22 protein-coding genes and 1 tRNA gene are annotated in these 23,330 nt (G+C 71.5%); 15 read left to right on the top strand and 8 right to left on the bottom strand.

Going from position 1 to position 23,330, the window contains the following annotated elements; all coding sequences use genetic code 11:
* Positions 1–101 precede the first annotated feature (101 nt).
* The 11 genes from B4K29_RS14685 (at position 102) to B4K29_RS14635 (ending at position 11,667) form a co-directional block, all read left to right on the top strand.
* Positions 102–1,430, top strand: a complete 1,329-nt coding sequence (locus tag B4K29_RS14685; RefSeq protein ID WP_286967922.1) for an MFS transporter — start codon at positions 102–104, stop codon at positions 1,428–1,430.
* Between the two features lie 131 nt (positions 1,431–1,561).
* Positions 1,562–2,671: an aromatic ring-hydroxylating oxygenase subunit alpha gene (locus tag B4K29_RS14680; protein WP_286958295.1), complete on the top strand. Its 1,110-nt coding sequence runs from the start codon at positions 1,562–1,564 to the stop codon at positions 2,669–2,671.
* Positions 2,671–3,726 (top strand): PDR/VanB family oxidoreductase, encoded by a 1,056-nt coding sequence (locus B4K29_RS14675; RefSeq protein ID WP_239261469.1) that lies wholly within the window; start codon positions 2,671–2,673, stop codon positions 3,724–3,726. The genes B4K29_RS14680 and B4K29_RS14675 overlap by 1 nt, the downstream gene beginning before the upstream one ends.
* A gap of 77 nt (positions 3,727–3,803) precedes the next feature.
* Complete coding sequence (locus tag B4K29_RS14670; protein WP_286967920.1) at positions 3,804–4,490, top strand: molybdate ABC transporter substrate-binding protein; 687 nt, start codon at positions 3,804–3,806, stop codon at positions 4,488–4,490.
* 125 nt (positions 4,491–4,615) lie between these two features.
* Complete coding sequence (locus tag B4K29_RS14665) at positions 4,616–5,629, top strand: amidohydrolase family protein (protein ID WP_286961519.1); 1,014 nt, start codon at positions 4,616–4,618, stop codon at positions 5,627–5,629.
* 27 nt (positions 5,630–5,656) lie between these two features.
* Positions 5,657–6,340: a 4-carboxy-4-hydroxy-2-oxoadipate aldolase/oxaloacetate decarboxylase gene (gene ligK / locus B4K29_RS14660; RefSeq protein ID WP_286961518.1), complete on the top strand. Its 684-nt coding sequence runs from the start codon at positions 5,657–5,659 to the stop codon at positions 6,338–6,340.
* A gap of 10 nt (positions 6,341–6,350) precedes the next feature.
* Positions 6,351–7,184, top strand: a complete 834-nt coding sequence (locus B4K29_RS14655; protein ID WP_286961517.1) for an IclR family transcriptional regulator — start codon at positions 6,351–6,353, stop codon at positions 7,182–7,184.
* A gap of 220 nt (positions 7,185–7,404) precedes the next feature.
* Complete coding sequence (locus B4K29_RS14650) at positions 7,405–8,328, top strand: amidohydrolase family protein (protein WP_286961516.1); 924 nt, start codon at positions 7,405–7,407, stop codon at positions 8,326–8,328.
* A complete protein-coding gene (ligA, locus tag B4K29_RS14645) occupies positions 8,325–9,683 on the top strand; it encodes a protocatechuate 4,5-dioxygenase subunit alpha (protein WP_286967917.1) in 1,359 nt (452 codons plus the stop codon). Before B4K29_RS14650 ends, ligA begins: the two co-directional genes overlap by 4 nt.
* Before the next feature lie 2 nt (positions 9,684–9,685).
* A complete protein-coding gene (locus tag B4K29_RS14640) occupies positions 9,686–10,654 on the top strand; it encodes a Gfo/Idh/MocA family oxidoreductase (protein ID WP_029211717.1) in 969 nt (322 codons plus the stop codon).
* Positions 10,654–11,667 carry an aldo/keto reductase gene (locus B4K29_RS14635; protein WP_019285211.1) on the top strand — a complete coding sequence of 338 codons (1,014 nt, stop codon included), beginning with the start codon at positions 10,654–10,656 and terminating at the stop codon, positions 11,665–11,667. The genes B4K29_RS14640 and B4K29_RS14635 overlap by 1 nt, the downstream gene beginning before the upstream one ends.
* 84 nt (positions 11,668–11,751) lie before the next feature.
* Here B4K29_RS14635 and B4K29_RS14630 read toward each other — a convergent pair.
* Both B4K29_RS14630 and tadA read right to left on the bottom strand, forming a co-directional pair.
* Positions 11,752–11,841, bottom strand: a tRNA-Ser gene (locus tag B4K29_RS14630).
* A 10-nt stretch (positions 11,842–11,851) separates the two neighbouring features.
* Positions 11,852–12,364 (bottom strand): tRNA adenosine(34) deaminase TadA, encoded by a 513-nt coding sequence (gene tadA / locus B4K29_RS14625; protein ID WP_029212834.1) that lies wholly within the window; start codon positions 12,362–12,364, stop codon positions 11,852–11,854.
* A 16-nt stretch (positions 12,365–12,380) separates the two neighbouring features.
* Between tadA and upp the strand changes: the two genes are divergently transcribed.
* From upp to B4K29_RS14610, 3 genes are all read left to right on the top strand, one after another.
* On the top strand, positions 12,381–13,019 hold the full coding sequence (upp, locus tag B4K29_RS14620; protein WP_029212835.1) for a uracil phosphoribosyltransferase: 639 nt from the start codon (positions 12,381–12,383) through the stop codon (positions 13,017–13,019).
* A gap of 178 nt (positions 13,020–13,197) precedes the next feature.
* On the top strand, positions 13,198–13,368 hold the full coding sequence (locus B4K29_RS14615) for a hypothetical protein (protein ID WP_019285214.1): 171 nt from the start codon (positions 13,198–13,200) through the stop codon (positions 13,366–13,368).
* Between the two features lie 15 nt (positions 13,369–13,383).
* Positions 13,384–14,361: a PH domain-containing protein gene (locus B4K29_RS14610; protein WP_286967914.1), complete on the top strand. Its 978-nt coding sequence runs from the start codon at positions 13,384–13,386 to the stop codon at positions 14,359–14,361.
* Positions 14,362–14,403: 42 nt separating this feature from the next.
* Here B4K29_RS14610 and B4K29_RS14605 read toward each other — a convergent pair whose 3' ends face one another.
* The 6 genes from B4K29_RS14605 to B4K29_RS14580 all read right to left on the bottom strand — a co-directional run bounded on the left by B4K29_RS14605 (position 14,404) and on the right by B4K29_RS14580 (position 21,501).
* Positions 14,404–15,390 carry a type IV toxin-antitoxin system AbiEi family antitoxin domain-containing protein gene (locus B4K29_RS14605; RefSeq protein WP_029212837.1) on the bottom strand — a complete coding sequence of 329 codons (987 nt, stop codon included), beginning with the start codon at positions 15,388–15,390 and terminating at the stop codon, positions 14,404–14,406.
* Between the two features lie 184 nt (positions 15,391–15,574).
* Positions 15,575–16,969, bottom strand: coding sequence for a Re/Si-specific NAD(P)(+) transhydrogenase subunit beta (gene pntB / locus B4K29_RS14600; RefSeq protein WP_286958304.1), 1,395 nt, complete (start codon positions 16,967–16,969; stop codon positions 15,575–15,577).
* A 7-nt stretch (positions 16,970–16,976) separates the two neighbouring features.
* Entirely contained in the window at positions 16,977–18,548 is a 1,572-nt protein-coding gene (locus tag B4K29_RS14595; RefSeq protein ID WP_286961511.1) for a Re/Si-specific NAD(P)(+) transhydrogenase subunit alpha, read from the bottom strand.
* A 268-nt stretch (positions 18,549–18,816) separates the two neighbouring features.
* A complete protein-coding gene (locus tag B4K29_RS14590; protein ID WP_239261491.1) occupies positions 18,817–19,635 on the bottom strand; it encodes an energy-coupling factor ABC transporter ATP-binding protein in 819 nt (272 codons plus the stop codon).
* Positions 19,617–20,429 carry a cobalt ECF transporter T component CbiQ gene (gene cbiQ / locus B4K29_RS14585; RefSeq protein ID WP_286967912.1) on the bottom strand — a complete coding sequence of 271 codons (813 nt, stop codon included), beginning with the start codon at positions 20,427–20,429 and terminating at the stop codon, positions 19,617–19,619. The genes B4K29_RS14590 and cbiQ overlap by 19 nt, the downstream gene beginning before the upstream one ends.
* Complete coding sequence (locus B4K29_RS14580; RefSeq protein ID WP_286967910.1) at positions 20,422–21,501, bottom strand: energy-coupling factor ABC transporter permease; 1,080 nt, start codon at positions 21,499–21,501, stop codon at positions 20,422–20,424. The genes cbiQ and B4K29_RS14580 overlap by 8 nt, the downstream gene beginning before the upstream one ends.
* Before the next feature lie 216 nt (positions 21,502–21,717).
* Between B4K29_RS14580 and B4K29_RS14575 the strand changes: the two genes are divergently transcribed.
* Positions 21,718–23,262: an amino acid permease gene (locus B4K29_RS14575; RefSeq protein ID WP_286958309.1), complete on the top strand. Its 1,545-nt coding sequence runs from the start codon at positions 21,718–21,720 to the stop codon at positions 23,260–23,262.
* Positions 23,263–23,330 lie beyond the last annotated feature (68 nt).

Genomic DNA, 23,330 nt, shown 5'->3' with positions numbered 1-23,330 from the left:
GTCTTCTGCCAGGCGGAAGGGCTCTGGCCCCCGCGTCGTGGCCTCTGTCACTGTGGGGCTCCCTGCCAGGAATCCTGGCAACTAGACGGAGGTCCCCCAACGTGTCAGAGTCGACTCGCTTTGATGAGGATCCGCGCCAGATCCTCGCCAAGGGCCGGATAGGCGGGCGGCAGTACCTCGCCGTCGCCATCGCGACCACCCTCAACGCCCTCGACGGCTTCGACGTCCTGTCCATCAGCTTCGCCTCGCCCGGCATCGCCAAGGAGTGGGGCGTCAGCCGGGCCGCGCTCGGCCTGGTCCTGTCGATGGAGCTCATCGGCATGGCGGTCGGCTCGATCATCCTCGGCAACATCGCCGACCGGATCGGTCGCCGCAAGACGCTGATGGTCTCGCTCGTCATCATGGGCCTCGGGATGTATCTCGCGACGCATGCCACCGGCGTCGTGGTCCTCTCGGCATACCGGCTGCTCACCGGCCTCGGCATCGGGGGCATGCTCGCGGTGACCAACGCCGTCGTCGCCGAGTTCTCCAACGCCAAGCTCAAGAGCATGTTCGTCGCGATCATGTCCGCGGGATACCCGGTCGGCGCCATCGTCGGAGGCTCGATCGCCTCCGGCCTGCTCGCCTCCACGGGCGACTGGCGCTCGGTCTTCTACTTCGGAGTCGTCATGTCCGTCGTGATGCTCCCGGTCGTGTACTTCGTCCTGCCGGAGTCGGTCGGCTACCTCGTCCAGAAGCGTCCGCACGGCGCGCTGGAGCGGATCAACGACACGATGACCAAGCTCGGTCACCGCACCGTCGCGAGCCTGCCCCCGATGACCGCCGACGAGCCGCGCACCTCGGTCAAGCAGCTCTTCTCCGGCGGCCTCGGCCGGATCACGATCCTGCTGACCGCGGCCTACTTCGCCCACATCATGACCTTCTACTTCATCCTCAAGTGGGTCCCCAAGATCGTCGTCGACATGGGCTTCTCGCCCGCGTCCGCCGGTGGCGTCCTGGTGTGGGCCAACGTCGGTGGCCTCATCGGCGCCCTGACGCTCAGCTTCCTGTCGGTCCGGCTCTCGACCCGCCTGCTGGTCATCGGCGCCATGCTGGCGTCCACCGCGGCCGTCATCTTCTTCGGCCACGGCGCCGACGGTCTCGCCGGGCTGTCCTTCCTCGCGGCCCTCGGTGGCTTCTTCACCAACGGCGCCGTCTCCGGGCTCTACGCCCTCGTCGCGCACTCGTTCCCGTCGGCGGTCCGCGCCGGCGGCACTGGCTTCGTGATCGGTGTCGGCCGCGCCGGCGCCGCGCTGGGTCCCGTCCTCGCCGGCCTGCTCTTCCAGAGCGGCATGGGCCTGCAGGGCGTGGCCATCGCCATGGCCATGGGCTCGATCATCGGCGCGGTCTGCCTGCTGGGCCTGCGCACCACCCGGGAGTCCGCCCTCTGATGCTGCGGCCCTGAGGGACCGGCCGCAGGACCGGCCCTCGGCGTTCGGCCCTGTGGCTGGGCGGCAGCACCGACAACGCACAAGACTGATGACCGGCCGGCACCACCGGCCAGGAGACGAAGGAGTCCCGCATGTCCGTCACCGAGCACACGTCTGTCGCCCAGCCCGCCGGCAACCCGGGCCCGGCCACCGCCAAGATCCTGTCCTTCCCCCTCAACACCTGGTACGTCGCCGCGTGGGACCACGAGGTCACCAACAAGGCACCGCTGTCGCGCCGCGTCTGCGACAAGCCCCTCGCGCTCTGGCGGACCACGGACGGCCGCGTGGTGGTGCTGGCCGACGCGTGCTGGCACCGCCTCGCCCCGCTCAGCCACGGCGCCGTGGTCGGGGACGAGATCCAGTGCCCCTACCACGGGATGCGCTACGACGCGGCGGGCCGCTGCACCCACATGCCGGCGCAGCGGACGATCAACCCGAGCGCCGCGGTCCCGTCATACCCCGCCGTGGAGCGCTATCGCTTCATCTGGGTCTGGCTCGGCGACCCGGACCTGGCCGACCCGGACACCATCCCCGACATGCACCAGATGACCTCCCCGGAGTGGGCGGGCGACGGCGAGACGATCCACGCCGACTGCAACTACCAGCTCGTCGTCGACAACCTCATGGACCTCACCCACGAGGAGTTCGTCCACTCGTCGTCGATCGGGCAGGAGGAGCTGAGCGAGGCCGGCTTCGACACCACCCACACGGACACCACCGTCACGGTGACGCGGCACATGAGCGACATCGACCCGCCGCCGTTCTGGCTCAAGAACATGAACGACAAGTTCCCCGGGTTCTCCGGCAAGGTCGACCGCTGGCAGATCATCCACTTCCAGGCGCCGTCGACGGTGTGCATCGACGTGGGCGTCGCCAAGGCCGGCACCGGGGCGGCCGAGGGTGACCGCAGCGAGGGCGTCAACGGCTATGTCATGAACACCATGACCCCCGAGACCGACCGCACGAGCCACTACTTCTGGGCCTTCGTGCGCAACTACCGCCTCGAGAGCCAGACGATCACGACCCAGCTCCGCAACGGGGTGCACGGCGTCTTCGGCGAGGACGAGGTCATGCTCAAGGCGCAGCAGGAGGCCATCGACGCCAACCCCGAGCACGAGTTCTACAGCCTCAACATCGACATGGGTGGCATGTGGGCCCGCCGCATCATCGAGCGCATGCTCGCCGCGGAGGGACGAGGCTGATGGCGGTCGACCAGGTCGCCCACTGGCAGGAGGTCGACGTCGTCGAGGTCGACGACGCGGCCGACGGGATCCGTCGGGTGGTCCTGCGGTATGCCGAGCCGCAGGTCGCCCGCCCCGGGGCGCACGTCGACGTCCGGGTCCCCACACCGGACCGCGGCACCCTCACGCGCTCCTACAGCGTCGTCGAGTCGCTGGACGGCGGTCGCCGCCTCGCCCTGTCGGTCCACCGGTCGGCGGCCAGCCGCGGTGGCTCGGTCGCCATGCACGCCCTCGTCCCGGGTGACCGGCTGCGGGCCACCCAGCCCCTGCAGAACTTCCCCCTGGGGGTGGGTGCGAGCCGGTATGTCGTCCTCGCGGGCGGCATCGGCATCACGGCCGTCCTGAGCATGGCACGTGCCCTCAGGGCCCGCCGGTCCGACTACGACGTCCACTACGTCGGCCGCACCCGCGCCGCCATGGCCTACGTCGACCAGCTCGCCGCCGAGCACGGTGACCGCGTCCGCCTCGCCGTCGACGCCGAGGGCACGCCGCTGGACGTCGAGGGCCTGCTCGACGACATCGCCGGCGACGAGCGGGCCGCGTCCACCGAGCTCTACATGTGCGGACCGATCCGGCTGATGGACGCCGTGCGGCGCGGGTGGGAGCGCCGCGGGCTGCCGGTGACCAACCTGCGCTTCGAGACCTTCGGCAACTCAGGGTCCTGGGCCCCGCAGGACTTCGTCGTCCGCGTCCCCGCGGCCGGGGTCGAGGTGCGGGTCGACGCCAGCACGACGATGCTCGAGGCCCTGGAGCGGGCGGGCGTCGACATGATGTGGGACTGCCGCAAGGGCGAGTGCGGCCTGTGCCAGGTCAAGGTGACCGCCCTGGACGGCCAGGTCGACCACCGCGACGTCTTCCTCTCCGCCGACGAGAAGGCCGGCGACGACCGCCTCTGCGCCTGCGTCTCCCGCGCCGTCGCCCACGGCACCCCCCGGATCGGGGACACGGACGAGCCGGACGACGCGCCGCCGCGCTCGCCCGAGCGGCCCGCCGTCGTCACGATCGAGACCACCTGAGGCAGGGTCGGATCCGCCGTGCCACCATCGTCATCACGCGCCTGCGCCCATTGCTCCCTCGAATCCGGTGGTGCCCCATGACCATTCGCATCCTCTCGTCCAAGGCTCCCGCGCCGCTCCTGGCCCGGCTCGTGACGGAGCTCGGGGCCGAGCCCGCGGCGCAGGGCGGCGCTGACGACGTCGTCGCGGACGCCGCCGGTGGGGTCGACGTCGAGCAGCAGGTGGCCTCGGGCGCCGGCGTGGACGTCGTCGTCCTGGCCTCCGGAGCCATCGAGCGCCTCGCCGCGCAGGGCCACGTCCTGCCCGAGCCGCAGGAGCTCGTCCTCGCCACCGAGGCCGTCGTGGCGGTCGCCGACGGCTCCAGCCGTATGGCGGGCGCCGACGGCGCCGACCTCCCGGACGTCTCGACCCCCGAGGCGTTGCGGGCGGCCGTCGAGCGGGCCCGCGCCGTGGGCATCTCCACCGGCCCCAGCGGCGACGCCGTCCGCCGCATCCTCGACGCGTGGGGTCTTGCCGACCGCACCGTGGTGGCCCCGCCCAGCGTCCCCGTCGGGTCCATGCTCGCCGACGGCACCGCCGACCTCGTCGTCCAGCAGCGCACCGAGCTGGAGGGCATGACGGGCGTCGCCGTCGTCGGCCCGCTCCCGGGGGACCTGGCGCTCACGAGCAGGTTCGTCGGCGCGGTGGTCTCCGCCTCCGACCAGCCCGAGGCCGCGGCCGCCGTCCTCGCCGGCATCGCGCGCCTCGCCCGGTCCTGCGACTGACCCCGCCTCCCCGACCCGACCCTCGTCCTGCACACGTCGTCCCGTCCACGCCCGCCCCGTCCACGCCAGCCCCGTCCACGCCAGCCCCGTCTACGCCAGCCCCGCCCCGCCACAAGGAGCCCCGCATGATCATCGACATCCACGGTCACTACACGACGGCTCCGCCGCAGCTCGGCGCGTGGCGGGACCGGCAGGTCGCGGCATACGACACCGGCGGTGCAGCCCCCGCGAGCAGCGAGCTGGTGATGAGCGACGACGAGATCCGCGAGACGATCCAGACCCAGCAGCTCGCCACGATGCGCGAGCGCGGGATCGACCTCACGGTGTTCAGCCCGCGGGCGAGCTTCATGGCGCACCACCTCGGCGACGCGGCGGTCTCGGAGGCCTGGGCGGCCATCTGCAACGAGCTCTGCCACCGGGTCAGCCGCCTGTTCCCCGACAGCTTCATCGGAGCCGCCATGCTCCCGCAGTCGCCGGGCGTCCCGATCGAGCGCTCGCTGCCCGAGCTCGACAAGGCCGTCACCGAGTACGGCTTCGTCGGCGTCAACGTCAACCCCGACCCCTCCGGCGGCCGGTGGTCGAGCCCGCCGCTGACGGACCGTTACTGGTACCCCCTCTACGAGAAGATGGTCGAGCACGACATCCCCGGGATGATCCACGTGTCGACGAGCTGCGTCCCGGCCGTCCACACGACCGGCGCCTACTACCTGGGCGCCGACACCACGGCCTTCATGCAGCTGATCCAGGGGGACCTGTTCGCCGACTTCCCGACGCTGCGGTTCGTGATCCCCCACGGCGGGGGCGCCGTGCCCTACCACTGGGGACGGTTCCGTGGCCTGGCGCAGCAGATGGAACGCCCCCCGGCCGAGGAGCTCCTCCGCAACGTCTACTTCGACACCTGCGTCTACCACCAGCCCGGCGTCGACCTGCTCACCCAGGTCATCCCCACGGACAACATCCTGTTCGCCTCCGAGATGATCGGCGCGGTCCGCGGCATCGACCCGCTCACCGGGCACGGCTACGACGACACCCGCCGGTATGTCGACGGCACCCCGCACCTCGACGAGGCCGGTCGCGCCGCCGTGTTCGAGCACAACGCCCGCCGCGTCTACCCCCGGCTCGACGCAGCCATCTCCTGATCGCCACCCGCCTGAGAGGATCCACCCATGCACGAGCTCGGAGTCGTCCACACGCAGATCACCCGCGCCGACCGCGAGGCCACCGACGCGCTGGCCGAGCTCGGCAGCGCCACCGTCCACGAGGCCCTCGGGCGGGTCGGTCAGCTGCAGCCCTCCCTGCGCCCCATCTATCCCGGGGCCCGGATCTCGGGCACCGCCGTGACCGTGCTGCTCCAGCCCGGTGACAACTGGATGATGCACGTCGCGGCCGAGCAGATCCGCCCAGGTGACGTCGTCGTCGCCGCCCCCACCTCTCCCTGCACGGACGGCTACTTCGGCGACCTGCTGGCCACGTCCTTCCAGGCGCAGGGCGCCCGCGGCCTGGTCATCGACGCCGGCTGCCGCGACGTGCGCACCCTTGAGGAGATCGGCTTCCCGGTCTGGAGCCGGGCGATCTCGATCAAGGGCACCATCAAGGCCACCCTGGGGTCGGTCAACGTGCCGCTCGTCTGCGGCGGCATGATCGTCCACCCCGGTGACGCGATCGTGGCCGACGACGACGGGATCGTCTGCGTCCCCGCCGACCGCGTCGCCGAGGTCCTGGAGGCGGCGCGCAAGCGCGAGGCCAACGAGGGCGCCAAGCGCGAGCTCTTCGCATCGGGCACGCTGGGGCTCGACTACTACGAGATGCGCGAGGGCCTCGACCAGGCAGGCCTGCGCTACGTCGACTGACGGAGACCCGATGACGCCTCGTCCGGACGCTGCGGATCCTGTCGCTTCCTCCGACCGGCGTCCGCGGGACCCCCGCGTCCCTGGCCAGGTCACGGCCGCCGGCAAGGTGATGGCGGTCCTCGCGACCTTCAGCCGCGAGCGCCCCAGCCAGACCCTGACCCAGATCGCCCGGTCGAGCGGCCTCGCCCTGAGCACCGTGCACCGGGTGGTGCGCGAGATGGAGGAGTGGGGCGCGCTCGAGCGCGGCGACGACGCCTCGTGGCACGTCGGGCTGCGGCTGTGGGAGGTCGCGTCCGGCTGCCCCCGGGGACAGATCCTGCGGGAGATCGCCCTCCCCTTCCTGCAGGACCTCTACGAGGCGACGCACGAGAACATCCAGCTCGCGGTCCGGGAGGGCACCGAGCTGGTCTTCGTCGAGCGCATCGCCGGGCACCGGTCCGTCGAGCTGCTCACGATGGTCGGTGGCCGGTTCCCGATCACCGCCACGGGCATGGGGCGCGTCCTGCTCGCCTACGCACCGCCCGAGATCCAGGAGGCTGTGCTCGCCGAGCCCATCCCGCGGCGCACGCCGTTCACGGTCACCGACCCGGTCACGGTGCAGGAGCAGCTCCGCGCCATCCGGCGCGAGCAGGTGTTCGTCAGCGACCGGCAGCTGTCGGAGACCACCGTGGCGGTCGCCGCGCCCATCCGGATGGGGCGCTCGGGGCCCGTGCACGCGGCGCTCGGCGTCGTCGTGGCCAGCGCCCCGGCCACCGACCGGATCGGCGGGCTGCGCCAGGCCGTCCTGGGGTCGGCGCAGGCCATCTCCGACGCGCTCGGCGCGAGGGTCCCCCGCCCGTCCTGACGCGGTCCGCGCGAGCAGGTGCGACCCGCTCGATCCCCCTTCCGCCCCGTGGAAGGGCCGCAGACGCCCCGCCGGTCCCCGTGGGAGTTTTGGACCTGGAGATCCACCCCCCCCCCCACCTGCCACGACGCGCACCGGGTGCGCGCCTCGCCGAAGGAGGTCCGACGATGGACCGTGCACCGCGACCGATCCGGGCCGGCCGGCTCGACGAGGGGGTTCGATGAGCGAGACGTTCACCGAGACCCCGGGCTGGCTCGACTGGTACTCCGACCCGTCGACCCCGGCGTTCCAGGTGCCCGAGGGTGCCGTCGACGCGCACTGCCACGTGTTCGGGCCCGGTGACCTGTTCCCCTTCGCCCCCGAGCGCAAGTACACCCCTTGCGACGCGTCCGCCGACCAGCTCTTCGCGCTGCGGGACCACCTCGGCTTCAGCCGCAACGTCATCGTGCAGGCGACCTGCCACGGCGACGACAACCGCGCGATGGCGGACGCCGTCCGCCGCGCCGAGGGCCGGGCCCGCGGGATCGCGACCGTCCGCGCCGACGTCAGCCAGGACACCCTGGCCGAGCTCGACGAGGCAGGCGTGCGTGGAGTCCGGTTCAACTTCGTCAAGCGCCTCGTCGACATCACCCCCAAGGACCAGCTCCTCCGGGTGGTCGACAAGATCGCGCCACTCGGCTGGCACGTCGTCGTCTACTTCGAGGCCCCCGACATCGACGAGGTCGGCGGCCTGGTCGAGGCCATCACCGTGCCGGTCGTCATCGACCACATGGGGCGCCCCGACGTGACCAAGGACCCGGCCGGCCCCGAGTTCGACGCCTTCGTGGACCTCATGCGGTCGCGCGACGACGTGTGGTGCAAGACCACCTGCCCGGAGCGCCTGTCCGAGAGCGGTCCGGCCGCCCTCGACGGCGAGCAGCGGGCGTATGACGACGTCGTGCCCTTCGCCAAGCGGGTCGTCGACACCTTCCCGGACCGCGTCATCTGGGGCACGGACTGGCCGCACCCCAACCTCAAGAAGCACATGCCCGACGACGGGCTCCTCGTCGACTGGATCCCCCGGATCGCCGACACCCCCGACAAGCAGCAGCGGCTGCTCGTGGACAACCCCCTGCGTCTGTACTGGCCCGAGGAGGCCCGATGAGCAACGACAAGGCCTACCGCAACGTCCCCGGCACCACGATCTTCGACGCGGCGCAGAGCGCCAAGGGCTATCACCTCAACCAGTTCTGCATGTCCTTGATGAAGGCGGAGAACCGCGAGCGGTTCGTCGCCGACCAGCGCGCCTACCTCGACGAGTGGCCCCTGTCGGAGGAGCAGAAGCAGGCCGTCCTGGACCTCGACCTCAACGCGGCGATGCGGCTGGGCGGCAACATCTACTTCCTGTCCAAGATCGGCGCCACCTTCGGCCTGTCCTTCCAGCAGATGGCGGGCTCGATGACGGGCATGTCCGAAGAGGACTACCGCGCGATGATGGAGAGCGGCGGCCGGTCCGCCGACGGCAACCGGCTCGCCGACGCCGCGGCAGCGGGCGAGGACCTGGGCGCCGAGGGGGCGGCCACGGACGCCGCCGGCGGCGACGAGATGGCGGCCGCCGTGATCGAGGCCGCGACCGGGGATGCGCAGCAGGAGCACCACGTGACCCTCGCCGCGACCGTCTTCACCTCGCACGTCCCCGCGATCGGCGCGGCCATGGACCTCGGCAAGACCGAGGAGCCCTACTGGAAGAAGGTGTTCGACGGCTACGTCGAGTCCCGGCAGTGGCTGAAGGACAACACCCCCGACGTCGTGATCCTCGTCTACAACGACCACGCGACGGCCTTCGACCTCACGATGATCCCGACGTTCGCCCTCGGCACCGGCGCCTACTACCCGCCGGCCGACGAGGGCTACGGTCGGCGGCCCGTCCCGCCGGTCCACGGCTACCCCGAGCTCGCCGCGCACCTCGCGCAGTCGCTCATCATCGACGACTTCGACCTCACGCTCGTCAACGAGATGGACGTCGACCACGGCCTGACGGTCCCCCTGTCGCTGCTGTGCGGCGACGTCGAGGAGTGGCCGTTCAAGGTCATCCCCCTGGCGGTCAACGTGGTGCAGTACCCCGTGCCCTCAGGTGCGCGCTGCCTGGCGCTCGGCAAGGCCCTGCGCCGAGCCCTGGACACGTGGGACGAGGACATCACGGTCCAGGTCTGGGGCACGGGCGGCATGTCGCACCAGCTCCAGGGCCCGCGGGCCGGGCTGATCAACGCGGAGTGGGACAACGCCTTCCTCGACCGCCTCGTCGAGGACCCCCAGGGCCTGTCCCGGGTGCCGCACCTGGAGTACGTCGACGAGGCCGGCTCCGAGGGCATCGAGCTCGTCATGTGGTTCATCGCCCGCGGGGCCATGAGCGACGTGAACGAGACGGGCTCGATCGAGGTCCTGCACCGGTTCTACCATGTGCCCGCCTCCAACACGGCGGTCGGGCACCTCGTCCTGGCCAACCACACCAAGGAGTGACCATGGCTACCACCGACACCGTCCGGATCGCCCTCGCGGGGGGCGGCGCCTTCGGCGCGAAGCACGTCAACGCCCTCAAGCGCATCGAGGGGGTCGAGGTGACCACGATCATCAGCGCCAGCCTCGAGTCCGCTCAGGCGTTCGCGGACGAGCACGGCGTCGGCACCGCCGTCGGCAGCCTCGAGGAGTCCCTGCAGCGCGACGACGTCGACGCCGTCATCCTCGCGACGCCGACCCCGCTCCACGCCTCGCAGACGCTGGAGTGCCTGCGCGCCGGCAAGCACGTCATGGTCGAGATCCCGCTCGCCGACTCCCTGGCCGACGCCGAGGAGTGCCTCGAGGCCCAGCGCGCGAGCGGCCTGGTCGGCATGGTGGGCCACACGCGTCGGTTCAACCCCAGCCACCAGTGGGTCCACAACGCGATCACGGCGGGCGACTTCGCCATACAGCAGATGGACGTCCAGACGTTCTTCTTCCGTCGCAAGAACCTCAACGCCCTCGGCCAGCCGCGCAGCTGGACCGATCACCTCCTGTGGCACCACGCGGCCCACACGGTGGACCTGTTCGCCTACCAGACCGGTAGCCCCATCGTGCAGGCCAACGCCGTCCAGGGCCCGATGCACCCCGAGCTCGGCATCGCGATGGACATGTCGATCCAGCTGCGGGCCGAGAACGGCGCGATCTGCACCCTGTCCCTGTCGTTCAACAACGACGGCCCCCTCGGGACCTTCTTCCGCTACATCGGCGACACCGGCACCTACATCGCGCGCTACGACGACCTCGTGACCGGCAAGGAGGAGGAGATCGACGTCAGCGACGTCGACGTCTCCATGGACGGCATCGAGCTGCAGGACCGCGAGTTCGTCGCGGCGATCCGCGAGGGCCGCGAGCCCAACGCCTCGATCGCGTCGGTCATCGACTGCTACCGCGTGCTGGACGGCCTGGAGAAGCAGCTCGAGGCCCAGTCCTGATGGCGCTCGCGGACGCTGCCCGACGCCGGCTCGGGCCCTTCGAGGTCGCCCCCGTCGGCCTGGGCTGCATGAACCTCAGCCACGTCTACCACCCCATCCCGGACGAGGAGCAGGGCGCCGCGGTCCTGCGCGCCGCCCTCGACCTCGGCGTCGACCACCTGGACACCGCGGCGCTCTACGGCTTCGGCGCCAACGAGCGACTCGTCGGGTCCACCCTCGGGTCGCGTCGCGACGAGCTCACCCTCGCCAGCAAGTGCGGTATGACGGGCGTCGACGGCAAGCGCGTCATCGACGGCAGCCCTGCCACGATCCGCCGCACCTGCGACGAGGCGCTGACCAGCCTGCGCACGGACGTCATCGACCTCTACTACCTGCACCGCGTCGATCCCGGCGTGCCGGTCGAGGAGAGCGTCGGGGCCATGGCCGAGCTGGTCGACGAGGGCAAGATCCGCGCGATCGGCCTGTCCGAGGTGTCCGCGGCGACGATCCGGCGCGCCCACGCGGTGCACCCGATCGCCGCCGTGCAGAACGAGTACAGCCTGTGGACCCGCAACCCCGAGCTCGGGGCCCTGGACGTCTGCGCCGAGCTCGGCATCACGCTCGTGGCGTTCAGCCCGCTCGGCCGCGGCATCCTCACGTCGACCCCGCCGGACGTCGCGTCGCTGCCGCAGCAGGACCTCCGGGTCTCGATGCCGCGCTTCCAGGGCGACGCCTATGCCGCCAACCTGGCCATCGTGCGCGAGCTCGACGCGCTGGCGCAGGAGGCCGGGGTGACGCTCGCCCAGCTGGCGCTGGCCTGGGTCCTGTCCCGTGGCGAGCACGTCGTCGCGATCCCGGGGACGCGCAGCATCGAGCACCTCGAGGAGGACCTGGGCGCCGCGACCGTGTCGCTGCCCGCGGACGTCCTCGAGCGGGCGTCGGCGCTGATGAACGAGCGCACCGTCCACGGCCCGCGCTACGGCGCCGGTGCGGCGGCGGACGTCGACACCGAGTCCTTCCCCGAGGCCGGCTGACGACCGCATCCACGCGCACGACGACGAGGCCCCCGCCGACCATGTGGTCGGCGGGGGCTTCGTCAGGTCCTGCTGGAGGACCGTTGGCGGTGGCGGTGGGATTTGAACCCACGGAGGGCGTAAACCCTCATACGCTTTCGAGGCGTACTCCTTCGGCCGCTCGGACACGCCACCGCCGGAGACTTTACACGGAGCGGCGCCGCGCGAAGAAATCGGAAAGTACGCGTGAACACTCCTGCTCGCGCACGCCGCCCACCACCTCGACCTGGTGCAGGACACGGGGGTCGCGCAGCAGGTCCCACACCGATCCGACCGCCCCGGCCTTGGCGTCCCAGGCCCCCATGACCACCCGCGAGACCCGGCTCGCCGCGATCGCACCGGCGCACATGACGCAGGGCTCGAGCGTCACCACGAGGGTGCAGCCGTCCAGGCGCCAGGAGCCCCGCGTGGCGGCGGCTTCGCGCAACGCCTCCACCTCCGCGTGGGCGGTCGGGTCGTGCCGTCGCTCGCGCTCGTTGCGGCCGCGACCGACCAGGGCGCCGCTCTCGTCATACAGGCAGGCCCCGACGGGCACGTCCTCGCCGCAACCGGCCGCGAGCTCGAGCGCCTCGCCCATCCACCCGGCCCAGCGCGGGTCGACCGCGAAGCCGTCGTCCGGCTCGCTGCGGGCCGCCGGTGGGGCGCTGGGGTCGGTCACGGGATAAGTTTCCCCCATGCAGGTTCACGTGGCCGACCACCCGCTCATCAACCACAAGCTCACCTACCTGCGCGACCGGCGCACGGACAGCCCGACCTTCCGGCGGCTGGCCGAGGAGCTCGTGACGCTGCTGGCCTACGAGGCGACGCGCGAGGTCCGCACCGAGCCGATCGACCTCGAGACGCCCGTCGGGCCCACGACCGGCATCAAGCTCGCCAACCCCAAGCCGGTCATCGTCCCCATCCTGCGCGCCGGGCTCGGCATGCTCGAGGGCATGGTGCGGCTGCTGCCGAGCGCCGAGGTCGGCTTCCTCGGCATGGTGCGCGACGAGGAGACGCTCGAGGTCAGCGCCTACGCCAACCGCCTGCCCGACTCCCTGCACGGCCGCCAGGTCTACGTCATCGACCCGATGCTCGCGACCGGCCACACGCTGATCATGGCCTTCGAGTTCCTGCGCGACCTCGGCGCCGACGACATCACCGCCGTCTGCCTGATCGCCGCGCCCGAGGGCATCGAGACGGTCCGCGAGGCGGTCAAGGACATCGGCATCCCGGTCACCCTCGTCGTCGGCGCGATCGACGACCACCTCAACGAGCAGGGCTACATCGTCCCCGGGCTCGGCGACGCAGGCGACCGCCTCTACGGCGTGGTCTGACCCAGCCGTATGCCGGCGGCCCCGGCCCACGGCGCCGCCGTGATCGCGCCGTGGCCGCCCCGTTATCCAACCTCAACCGCGCGTCGCGGCGAGCCGCCCTGCCCCGCACGGGTGCCCGCTGCTTCACTGGACGCTGATCCGTGCCCCCGCGCCACCCCTCAGCAAGGAGCCACGCACCGTGAACCCCAAGGTCAAGAAGATCTTTCTGTGGCTGCTCGTCGCCTTCCTGATCTACGCGATCATCGTCTCCCCCGACCGTGCCGCCGACATCGTGCGCACCGTGTGGGACATCCTCGTTCAGGCCGTCCAGTCGCTCGGCCGCTTCTTCGACGTGCTGATCAACAGCTGACCCCAGGGCCTGACGATGGACGCGTCCGAGGAGCCGCACCTGCCGCCGTCGGTGCGCAGGCGCTACGTCCTCGACGGTGAGCAGCTGGTCGTGGCCATCCACCAGCACCCCGTCGTGGTGGCCGAGCCCGTCCTGACCGCCATCGCCATCCTGGTGCTCGTGATCCTGGTCGACGCCAACGTGTCGGCCGGGCTCGGGGGCGTCGTCAACGTCCTGTGGTGGGTGTGGTTCGCCGCCGTGGCACGCGCCGTGTGGATGGTCTTCGAGTGGCGTCAGCAGTGGGTGGTGGCGACCAACAAGCGCCTGATGCTGACCTACGGCTTCATCGTGCGCAAGGTCGCGATGATGCCCCTCACCAAGGTCACCGACATGTCCTACCACCGCACGATCATGGGGCGGATCTTCGGCTGGGGGACCTTCGTCATGGAGTCGGCCGGTCAGCAGCAGGCGCTGTCGGAGATCCGGTTCGTGCCCAACCCCGACCACAACTACCGCGCGCTGTGCGCCGAGATCTTCGCCGTCGAGGACCGCGAGCGCGTGACCGCGGTCGACGACGACGTCGACGAGGCCCACGCCTGGCCCGACGAGCACGACGACGACCCCTATCGCGGGGTCGTCCAGGTCGAGCCCGGGCCGATGCGGATGCAGCGCGTGGCGCCTCCGACCCGCCGCGACCGCGACCGGTGGGACGAGGACTGGCAGCAGGACCGCGACGCCGAGCGTGACCGGGCCCGTGCTGCGGGGCGTGACGCCGAACGCGGTCGTGAGGGCGGGCGTGGCGCTGGTGGCCGCACTGCTGGTGGCAGGGCGCCCCGCGACGGTCACGTCACCGCCGATCTGCCCATCGTCGACGCCCGCGTCTCGCAGGACGCCGAGGCCCGTGAGCTGCTGAGCAGCTGGGAGCGGTTCGCCAAGCGCTACGACAACGAGCCGGAGCGCGGCCCCGACAGCGGTACCAGCATCTACCGCAGCGGCGACGACACCCTCTCCTGACCCACACCACCTCGTCCTGCCCTCATCGGTGCAGGTCCGGTGTCAGATCTGACCAGCAACCTGCACCGGTCCCGCAGGAGGACACTCGGGGCACCGCCCAAGCGCACCCTGGCCGCCGCGAGCACGGTGCACGGCCATCACGCGTCGAGCGGTCGCGCACGCCTGGTCGAACACCATCGGATAGGTGATCCGGATCGTCGTCCACCCCTCGACGAGATGGGCGGCGTCCAGCTCGGCATCCCTCAGGCGCTGGGCCCCTGAGTGGAAGGCCGTGCCGTCGAGCTCGAGCAGCACTCGCGAGTCCGGATAGGCACCGTCGCTGCGGTGCCCGGTCGCAGGCACGACGACCTGACGAACTGACGCGGGCAGACGGTGGGCTCGCTCCACCCGTCGCAGATATCCGACCTCGAGGTAGCTTGTCGACCCAGACGCCACGTCCGCCAGGAGCCCCTGCAGGAGCGCGCGTCGAGGGTGCCGGGTCCGCGCGGCGAGACGATCGGCGAGGCGGCAAGGATGCGTCAGGCGCCGTTGGCAGGCCGTGGCCACGAGACCGATCGCTCTGTCCCGGGGTGCTGTGGCCGCGAGGTCGAGCACCACGTCCTCGATCCTCAGCGTGGGCAGGTCACGCGGGAGTGGGGTCGCGTGCACCCCGGGTCGCACCCGCACGAACCGATAGCCGGGCTGTGGAGCCGGCCGCCGCCGTCGAGGCAGGACGATGTCGATGACGGCGGGTGGGTCGTCCACCAGCCCCAGCAGACAGGCCGCCGCCATGCCCCCGACCACCGCGCCACCACCGGCGAGCACCACGCCCGCCTGGGCCCGCTGGGCGAACGAGATGCTGTCCTCCGGCGCCTCGGGCCTGAGGTCCAGGCAGTAGACCCCCGGGAGGAGACGTCGCCAGGCTCGCGTCATGCGTGCCACGACCGTGGGGGTCAGGCCCGCCGCCAGGAGCTCACGTCGGGAGACGACACCGGAACGGTCCGCAGCGCGCGCGAGGATCTCGGCGGGGACGTCGCATCTCGGGGGCATGGCAGCAGGATGCGGGTCCGCCGTGGCCGAGCCGGTTCCATGGCGTGAGCCTGTGGACGGGGACGCGGAATGCCGAGCCCGCTCCACGAACCTGTGGACGACGGCAGGCGCGCGCTCACGAGACCGGTGCAGGTCTGGTGTCAGATCTGACCAGGAAGCTGCACCGATCTCGCTGGGCGTGAGGTCAGAGGGCCTTCAGGATGTCGTCGACGCGCTCCTTGGCGTCGCCGAACAGCATGCGGGTGTTGTCCTTGAAGAACAGGGGGTTCTGGACGCCGGCATAGCCCGTCGACATGGATCGCTTGAACACGATCACGTCGTGCGCGTGCCACACCTCGAGCACCGGCATCCCGGCGATGGGGCTGGACGGGTCGTCGAGGGCGGCGGGGTTGACCGTGTCGTTGGCGCCGATCACGAGCACCACGTCGGTGGTCGCCAGGTCCTCGTTGATCTCGTCCATCTCGAGCACGATGTCGTAGGGGACCTTGGCCTCGGCGAGCAGGACGTTCATGTGCCCGGGGAGGCGTCCGGCGACCGGGTGGATGCCGAACCGCACCTGCACCCCGCGCTCGCGCAGCCGCGCGGCGAGGTCGGCGACGCCGTACTGCGCCTGCGCGACCGCCATGCCGTAGCCGGGCGTGATCACGACCGAGCGGGCCTCGACCAGCAGCGAGGCCACCTCGTCGGCGCTCGTCTCGCGGTGCTCGCCGTAGTCACGCTCCTCCCCCGTCACCGCGCCGTCCGAGCCGAAGCCGCCGGCGATGACCGACACGAACGACCGGTTCATGGCGCGGCACATGATGTAGGACAGGTAGGCACCGGACGAGCCCACGAGCGCACCCGTGATGATCAGCAGGTCATTGCTGAGCATGAATCCCGCTGCGGCAGCAGCCCATCCGCTGTAGCTGTTGAGCATCGACACGACCACCGGCATGTCGCCACCGCCGATCGAGGCGACCAGGTGCCACCCCAGCGCGAGCGCGATCACCGTCATCAGCACGAGCGGGACGGCGTGGCCGGTCGGCACGAACCACACCATCAGCCCGAGCGACACCACGAGCGCAGCCAGGTTGACCAGGTTGTGGTGCGGCAGCATCAGCGGCGCGGACTTCATCTTGGCCGACAGCTTGAGGAAGGCCACGATCGACCCGGTGAGCGTCACCGCGCCGATGAAGATCCCGAGGAAGACCTCGCCGTTGTGGATGCGCTCGAGCGCGTCGAGGTGCCCCGGGCGCCCCGACGTCGGGATCCACGAGTTGAAGCCGACGAGCACGGCCGCCAGCCCCACGAAGCTGTGCAGCAGCGCGATGAGCTCGGGCATGCCGGTCATCTCGACGCGCTGCGCGCGGTGCACGCCGATGGCGCCACCGATCAGCATGGCGACGAGCAGCATGAGCAGCGCGTCGAGCCCGTTGAGCGAGATGACGAGGCCGATCGTGGCGACGAGGGCCAGCGCCATACCGAGGATGCCGAAGGCATTGCCGCGGCGGGCCGACTCGTGCTTGGACAGGCCCGCGAGGGCGAGGATGAACAGCAGGCCGGCGACGATCTGCGCGGCGTAGGACAGGGCGGCGGTCATCGGCGGGTCAGCCCTTCCGGAACATCGCGAGCATGCGCTGGGTCACCGTGAAGCCGCCGAAGATGTTGATGCTGGCGACGAGGACGGCGGCGAACGCGAGGACGTCGACGGCGAGATGACCGCGCCCGAGCTGGGCGAGCGCGCCGACGATGATGATGCCGCTGATGGCGTTGGTGACCGACATCAGCGGGGTGTGCAGGGCGTGGTGGACGTTGCCGATGACGTAGTAGCCGACCACGCAGGCCAGCATGAACACCATGAAGTGGCCGAGGAACGCGGGCGGCGAGAACGCGGCCAGCAGCAGGAAGGCCACGACCCCGAGCGGGAGCAGCAGACCCCGGCCGTATGCCGACCGCCCGCCGCGATGGCCCGTCACCGGCTCGGCGTCGGTCACCCCGGACCCGGCCCCGGCGACCGTCGCGCCTCCAGCGGCAGCGGCGGGTGGGGGCGCCGCCGAGACCTGGATCGGTGGTGGGGGCCAGAGCGTCTCGCCCTGGAGCACGACGGTCATGCCGCGCTGCACGACGTCCTCCATGTCGAGGACGACCTGCCCGTCCTTGCCGGGGGTGATGAGCGTGGTGAGGTTGACGAGGTTGGTGGAGTAGAGCTGCGAGGCCTGGCCGGGGAGGCGGGCGGGCAGGTCGGTGTAGCCGAGGATGACGACGCCGTTGTCGGTGACGACGCGCTGGTCGGGGACGCTGCCCTCGACGTTGCCGCCGGTGGCCGCGGCCATGTCGACGATGACGGAGCCGGGGCGCATGGCGGCGACCATCGAGGCGGTGATCAGCCGGGGCGCGGGCCGGCCCGGGATGAGGGCGGTGGTGATGACGATGTCGCTCTGGGGGACGTTCTCGGCATACATCCGAGCGGCGGCCTCGTCGTAGGCCGAGGTCGTGCCGTGCGCGTAGCCGTCGGTGGAGACCTGCTGCTCGACGTCGACGGCGAGGAACTGCGCGCCCATCGACTCGACCTGCTCGGCGACCTCGGGGCGGGCGTCGGTGGCCTTGACCACGGCGCCGAGCGCGTTGGCCGTGCCGATGGCGGCGAGGCCGGCGACCCCGGCACCGGCGACCATGACGGTGGCCGGTGGGACCTTGCCGGCCGCCGTGACCTGCCCGGTGAAGAACCGGCCGAACTCGTGGGCGGCCTCCACCACCGCGCGATAGCCCGCGATGTTGGCCATCGAGCTCAGGACGTCCAGCGACTGCGCCCGCGAGATGCGGGGCACGGCGTCGGTGGCGAGGACCGTCAGGCGGTGGGCCGCGAGGCGTTCGACCAGCTCGGGCCGCAGCGCCGGCTGCACCAGGCTGACGAGGGTCGCGCCCTCCCGCAGCTGCTGGATCTCGTCGTCGCTCGGCGGGTTGACCTTGTAGACCATGTCGGCGGCCCAGGCCCCCTCGCGGTCGACGACGGTGGCGCCGGCCTCGGCATACGCCTCGTCGGGCAGGCTGGCCGCGGCGCCGGCGCCGGACTCGACGACGACGTCGTAGCCGAGCGTGACGAGCTGCACGACGCTGGTGGGCGTGGCGGCGACGCGGGTCTCGCCGGGGAGCGTCTCGAGAGGGACACCGATCTGCATGGGTGGAGCCTTCCGACGTGGGTGGCATCACTGTATGGCCATGCCTGGCCCGGACGACCACCGACCCCCGGTCGCGACTGCCGGAGCCGACGCGAGCGTCGCGGTGAGCAACTGTTCACCACCCTGCGTGCGGGACTGTGCCGAGTGGTGAAACGCGTCTGGGTCGAGCCCACCCCTCGTTGATACCGTCGACGCCGGAGGCCTCCCGCGTGAGATCAGGGGGCTCGTGGCTCTTCGGGGGCGTCACGAGCGATTGCGGGGGGCCTCCTCAGGCGCCCGGCACCGACAACGGGTCGAAGCCGTAGGGCAGCTCGAGGCGGTGGGCCCGCATGAGGGTGTCGTCGGCGAGCAGGTCTCGGGTGCGGCCGTCCGCCACGATGCGGCCCTCGTCGAGCAGCACCGACCGGGAGCACAGCTGCAGGGCATAGGGCAGGTCGTGGGTGACCATGAGGATCGCCACGTCCAGGGACGTGAGGATGTCCGCGAGCTCGCGGCGGCTCGCGGGGTCCAGGTTGGACGACGGCTCGTCCAGCACGAGCACGTCCGGCTCCATGGCGAGGACGGTCGCGACGGCCACGCGACGGCGCTGCCCGAAGGACAGGTGGTGGGGCGGGCGGTCGATGACGTCCCCCATCCCGACCAGGTCCAGGGATCGGCGGACCCGCTCGTCGAGGGCCGCACCGCGCAGGCCGAGGTTGTGCGGACCGAAGGCCACGTCATCGCCGACCGTGGGCATGAACAGCTGGTCGTCGGGGTCCTGGAAGACGATGCCGACGCGCCGCCGCACGTCGCCGAGGGTGTCGCGGCGCAGCGGGATCCCGGCCACGGCGACGCTGCCCGTGCCCGTGCCGCCGCTGACGGAGCCGAGGATGCCGTTGAGGTGCAGCAGGAGCGTGGTCTTGCCGGCGCCGTTGGGGCCGAGGACGGCGACGCGCTCGCCCGCCGCGACCTGCAGGTCCACGCCGTAGAGCACCTGGCGACCGTCCGGGTAGGCGAACGCCAGCCGCTGGACGTCGAGCGCCGGCGGCGCAGCAGGTGCCGGGTATGGCGCGGGCGCCGGGGGTGGGGTCACGGGAGCAGGTGCCATCCGGCCAAGAGTACGGCGGCGGCGAGCGGCAGGGACGCGCCCGTCAGCCACTCGGCCAGCGACGCGGGTCGAGACGACGAGGCCGCGGGCAGCCGCCCGGTGTAGCCCCGCGCGAGCATCGCCTGGTGCACGCGCTCCCCCCGCTCGTAGGACCGCACGAACAACGCCCCCGCCCCGCCCGCGACGGCGGCGAGGTGCCCCGCCCGTCCACCGCGGTAGCCCCGGGACTCCCGCGCCACCCGCATGCGGTGCAGGTCGGCGGTGATGACGCCGAGGTAGCGGACCATGAAGGTCAGGATGGCGACGAACGCCGCCGGCAGCCGCAGCCGCTCGAGACCCGCCACGAGCTCGCGGGGAGCCGTGCTCGACGCGAGGACAACAGCGGCGAGCACGCCCAGCGTGGCCTTGGCGAGCATCGTGCCCGCCGCCACGAGGCCCGGCTGCGACACCGACAGGCCCAGCACCTCGACGCGTGGGCCGGTCGCGACGAACGGCGTCACGACCGCGAACACCACGAACGGCGCCTCGACCGCGAGCCGCCGCAGCACGTGCGCCCACGGCAGCCGGGCCGCCAGCACCACCGCGACGAGCAGCAGCACGTCGAGCCCCAGCAGGCCCCAGGCACCGGTCGGCGCGGCGACCACGACGATCATGAAGGCGAGCAGGCAGACCAGCTTGACCTGCGGCGGGAGGTGGTGGACGACGCTGTCGCGAGGTATGACGAGCCCCTCCTCGGGGGCCCCGCCACCGTGCTCGTGACCGTGGAGCGGCGGCGCCGGAGCGAGGTCAGCCATCGCGGCGGGTGGCGCCCGCACCGACCGGGCTGCGGTCGTCGTCGCCCTCCTCGGGTGCTCCGCCACGATGCGCCAGGGACGACAGCAGGATACCGAGCGCCAGGGTCAGCAGGACGCCGATGATGCCGGCGGCGACCGCGGCTCCCGCCCCGTCGCCCAGCCACGCGAGGGAGTAGTCCGCCAGCGGCGATGAGGCTGCCGCCGAGTCGACCGCGGTGGAGCCGAAGCCGAGGCGCTCGCCGACGTACTCCAGACCGTCGGGGTGGTTGCTGGCGAGCAGGCTCAGCCCGCCGCCGACCAGCAGGGACGTGGCGAGCAGCCCCCCGGCGAACCGCGGGGTGACGCGCGCCCGGCGGCGACCCGCGGGTGCATCCGCCCGCACCGTCGTGCGACGGCCGTCCGCGTCCACCAGCTCCAGGTCCGGCACGAGGTGGCGGGCGACGTGCACCAGGTCGGGGCGCGACGCCACGACGGCGGACACGACGGCCGCGGTGATGACGGCCTCGCCGATGCCGATGACGAGGTGCCACCCGATCATGGCGGCGGCGAGGGACCCGAGCGGGATGGGGGCCGCCCCGCCCACGGCATACATCGCGGTGAAGGCGAGCGCCGCGGCCGGCACGGAGACCAGACCACCGAGGGCCGCGGCCGGCACGACCGACGCGGGCCGGCGGGGCAGCACCGCGAGGACCCCCCGGGCGACGAGGTAGCCGACCAGCACCCCGACGATCCCCATGTCGGTGATGTTGGCGCCGAGGGCCGTCAGGCCACCGTCGGCAAAGACGAGGCCCTGCACGAGCAGCACCGTCGTCATGACGAGCACGCCCGTCCATGGGCCGACGAGGACCGCGGCGAGCGCTCCGCCGAGGAGGTGACCGCTCGTGCCCGCCCCGACCGGGAAGTTGACCATCTGCACGGCGAAGATGAAGCACGCGACGAGGCCCGCCAGCACGGGCCCGGTCTCGCCGAGCTCGCGCCGGGCCTGGCGCAGGGCCAGCGCCGTGGCGCCCACCGCCAGCAGGCCGGTGCCGATGGAGGTGGGGGCGTCCAGGAACCCGTCGGGGATGTGCATGCCGTCATCATTTCCCTGTTGCGAAGGCATTGCAATACGGGCTCGACCTGCGGCGCTGACGTACTTCCCAGTATGCGGACAGGACGCGGCACGATCCGGTCACGGTCCACCCTGGTTCCCTTCCCAGCGGCCTTCGTGCGGGTGCACGCTATGGCGCGCAATGTTATTCACGGCCCACCAGACGTGCCACGCCCACACCTACGAGGAGTTGACCGGATGAGCCTGTTCCGCACGAAGTCGATCGAGGCGTCCATCGCCGAGACCGTCGAGGAGGAGTACCAGCTCAAGAAGAACCTGACGGCGGTCGACCTCACGGTCTTCGGCATCGGCGTCATCATCGGAGCCGGCATCTTCACCCTCACCGGACGCGCCGCCGCGCAGTACGCCGGCCCCGCCATCGTCATCTCCTTCGTGATCGCGGCCTTCTCCTGCGGGCTCGCCGCCCTCTGCTACGCCGAGTTCGCCTCGACCGTCCCCGTGTCCGGGTCGGCCTACACCTTCTCCTACGCGACGCTCGGTGAGCTCGTCGCCTGGATCATCGGCTGGGACCTGCTCCTGGAGATGATGCTGGGCGCCGCCGTCGTCGCCCAGGGCTGGTCGCAGTACTTCGTCGTGCTCCTCGGCCACCTCGGCCTCACGTTCCCCGCCTCCGTGGCCCCCGGCTCGCGCTTCGACCTGCCGGCCTTCCTCCTCGTCGCCGTCATCACGGCCCTGATCGCCTACGGCATCAAGGAGTCGATGCGGGTCAACCTCGTCTTCGTCGCGATCAAGCTGTTCATCGTGCTGTTCGTGATCATCGCCGGCATCCGCTTCATCAAGCCGGAGAACTACTCGCCGTTCATCCCGGAGGCGATCGCCCCGCAGGCCGCCGAGGCCGGCGTCATGCACCAGCCCCTCGTGCAGCTGATCTTCGGCCTCAACCCGACGACCTACGGCTGGGGTGGCATCCTCGCCGGCGCCTCGCTCGTGTTCTTCGCCTACATCGGCTTCGACGTGGTCGCGACGACGGCCGAGGAGGCCCGCAACCCGCAGAAGGACCTGCCGATCGGCATCATCGCCTCGCTGATCATCTGCACGATCCTCTACGTGGCCGTCTCGCTCGTGATCACCGGCATGGTGCACTACGACCAGATCAACCCCAAGGCAGCGCTGGCCTCGGCGTTCGAGAGCGTCGGTCAGGGGTGGGCGTCGACGCTCATCTCCGCCGGCGCCGTCGCCGGTCTGTTCACCGTCGTCATGACGCTGATGATCGGTGGCACGCGCGTGGTCTTCGCGATGTCCCGCGACTGGCTGCTCCCCCGCTGGCTGGGCCGCACCAACCACCGCACCGGCACCCCGGTCCGCATCACCATCATCATCGGCCTGCTCGTCGCCCTCGTCGCCTCGCTGACCCCCATCGGCAAGCTCGAGGAGATGGTCAACATCGGCACCCTGTCGGCCTTCGTCCTCGTGTCGGTCGCCGTCCCGGTTCTGCGCAAGAGCCGCCCCGACCTGGAGCGCTCCTTCCAGGTGCCCGGATCGCCGATCCTGCCCTGGCTCGCCGCGCTGGTCTCCTTCTACCTGATGCTCAACCTGCCGCTTGACACCTGGCTGCGGTTCCTCGTGTGGATGGCGCTCGGCTTCCTGATCTACTTCGCGTACTCGCGGACCCACTCGCGCCTGCACCTCAAGGGCGAGGCCGCGACGCCCCACGAGCACATCGGCAATCCCGCCGCCGGGGGTCGCTACGACGCCAACGGGTCGACCCGGCAGGACGACTGACCCCGACCCGCGTCCCGCTTCCTGCGCGAGACGCGGACCACCTCTCACGCCGAGTGGTCACATCCCGA

This window comes from Arsenicicoccus sp. UBA6765 (assembly GCF_002453335.1).
Lineage (GTDB): Bacteria > Actinomycetota > Actinomycetes > Actinomycetales > Dermatophilaceae > Arsenicicoccus > Arsenicicoccus bolidensis.
Note: the sequence above shows the minus strand (reverse complement) of the source record. Positions and strands in the feature narration are given on the sequence as shown.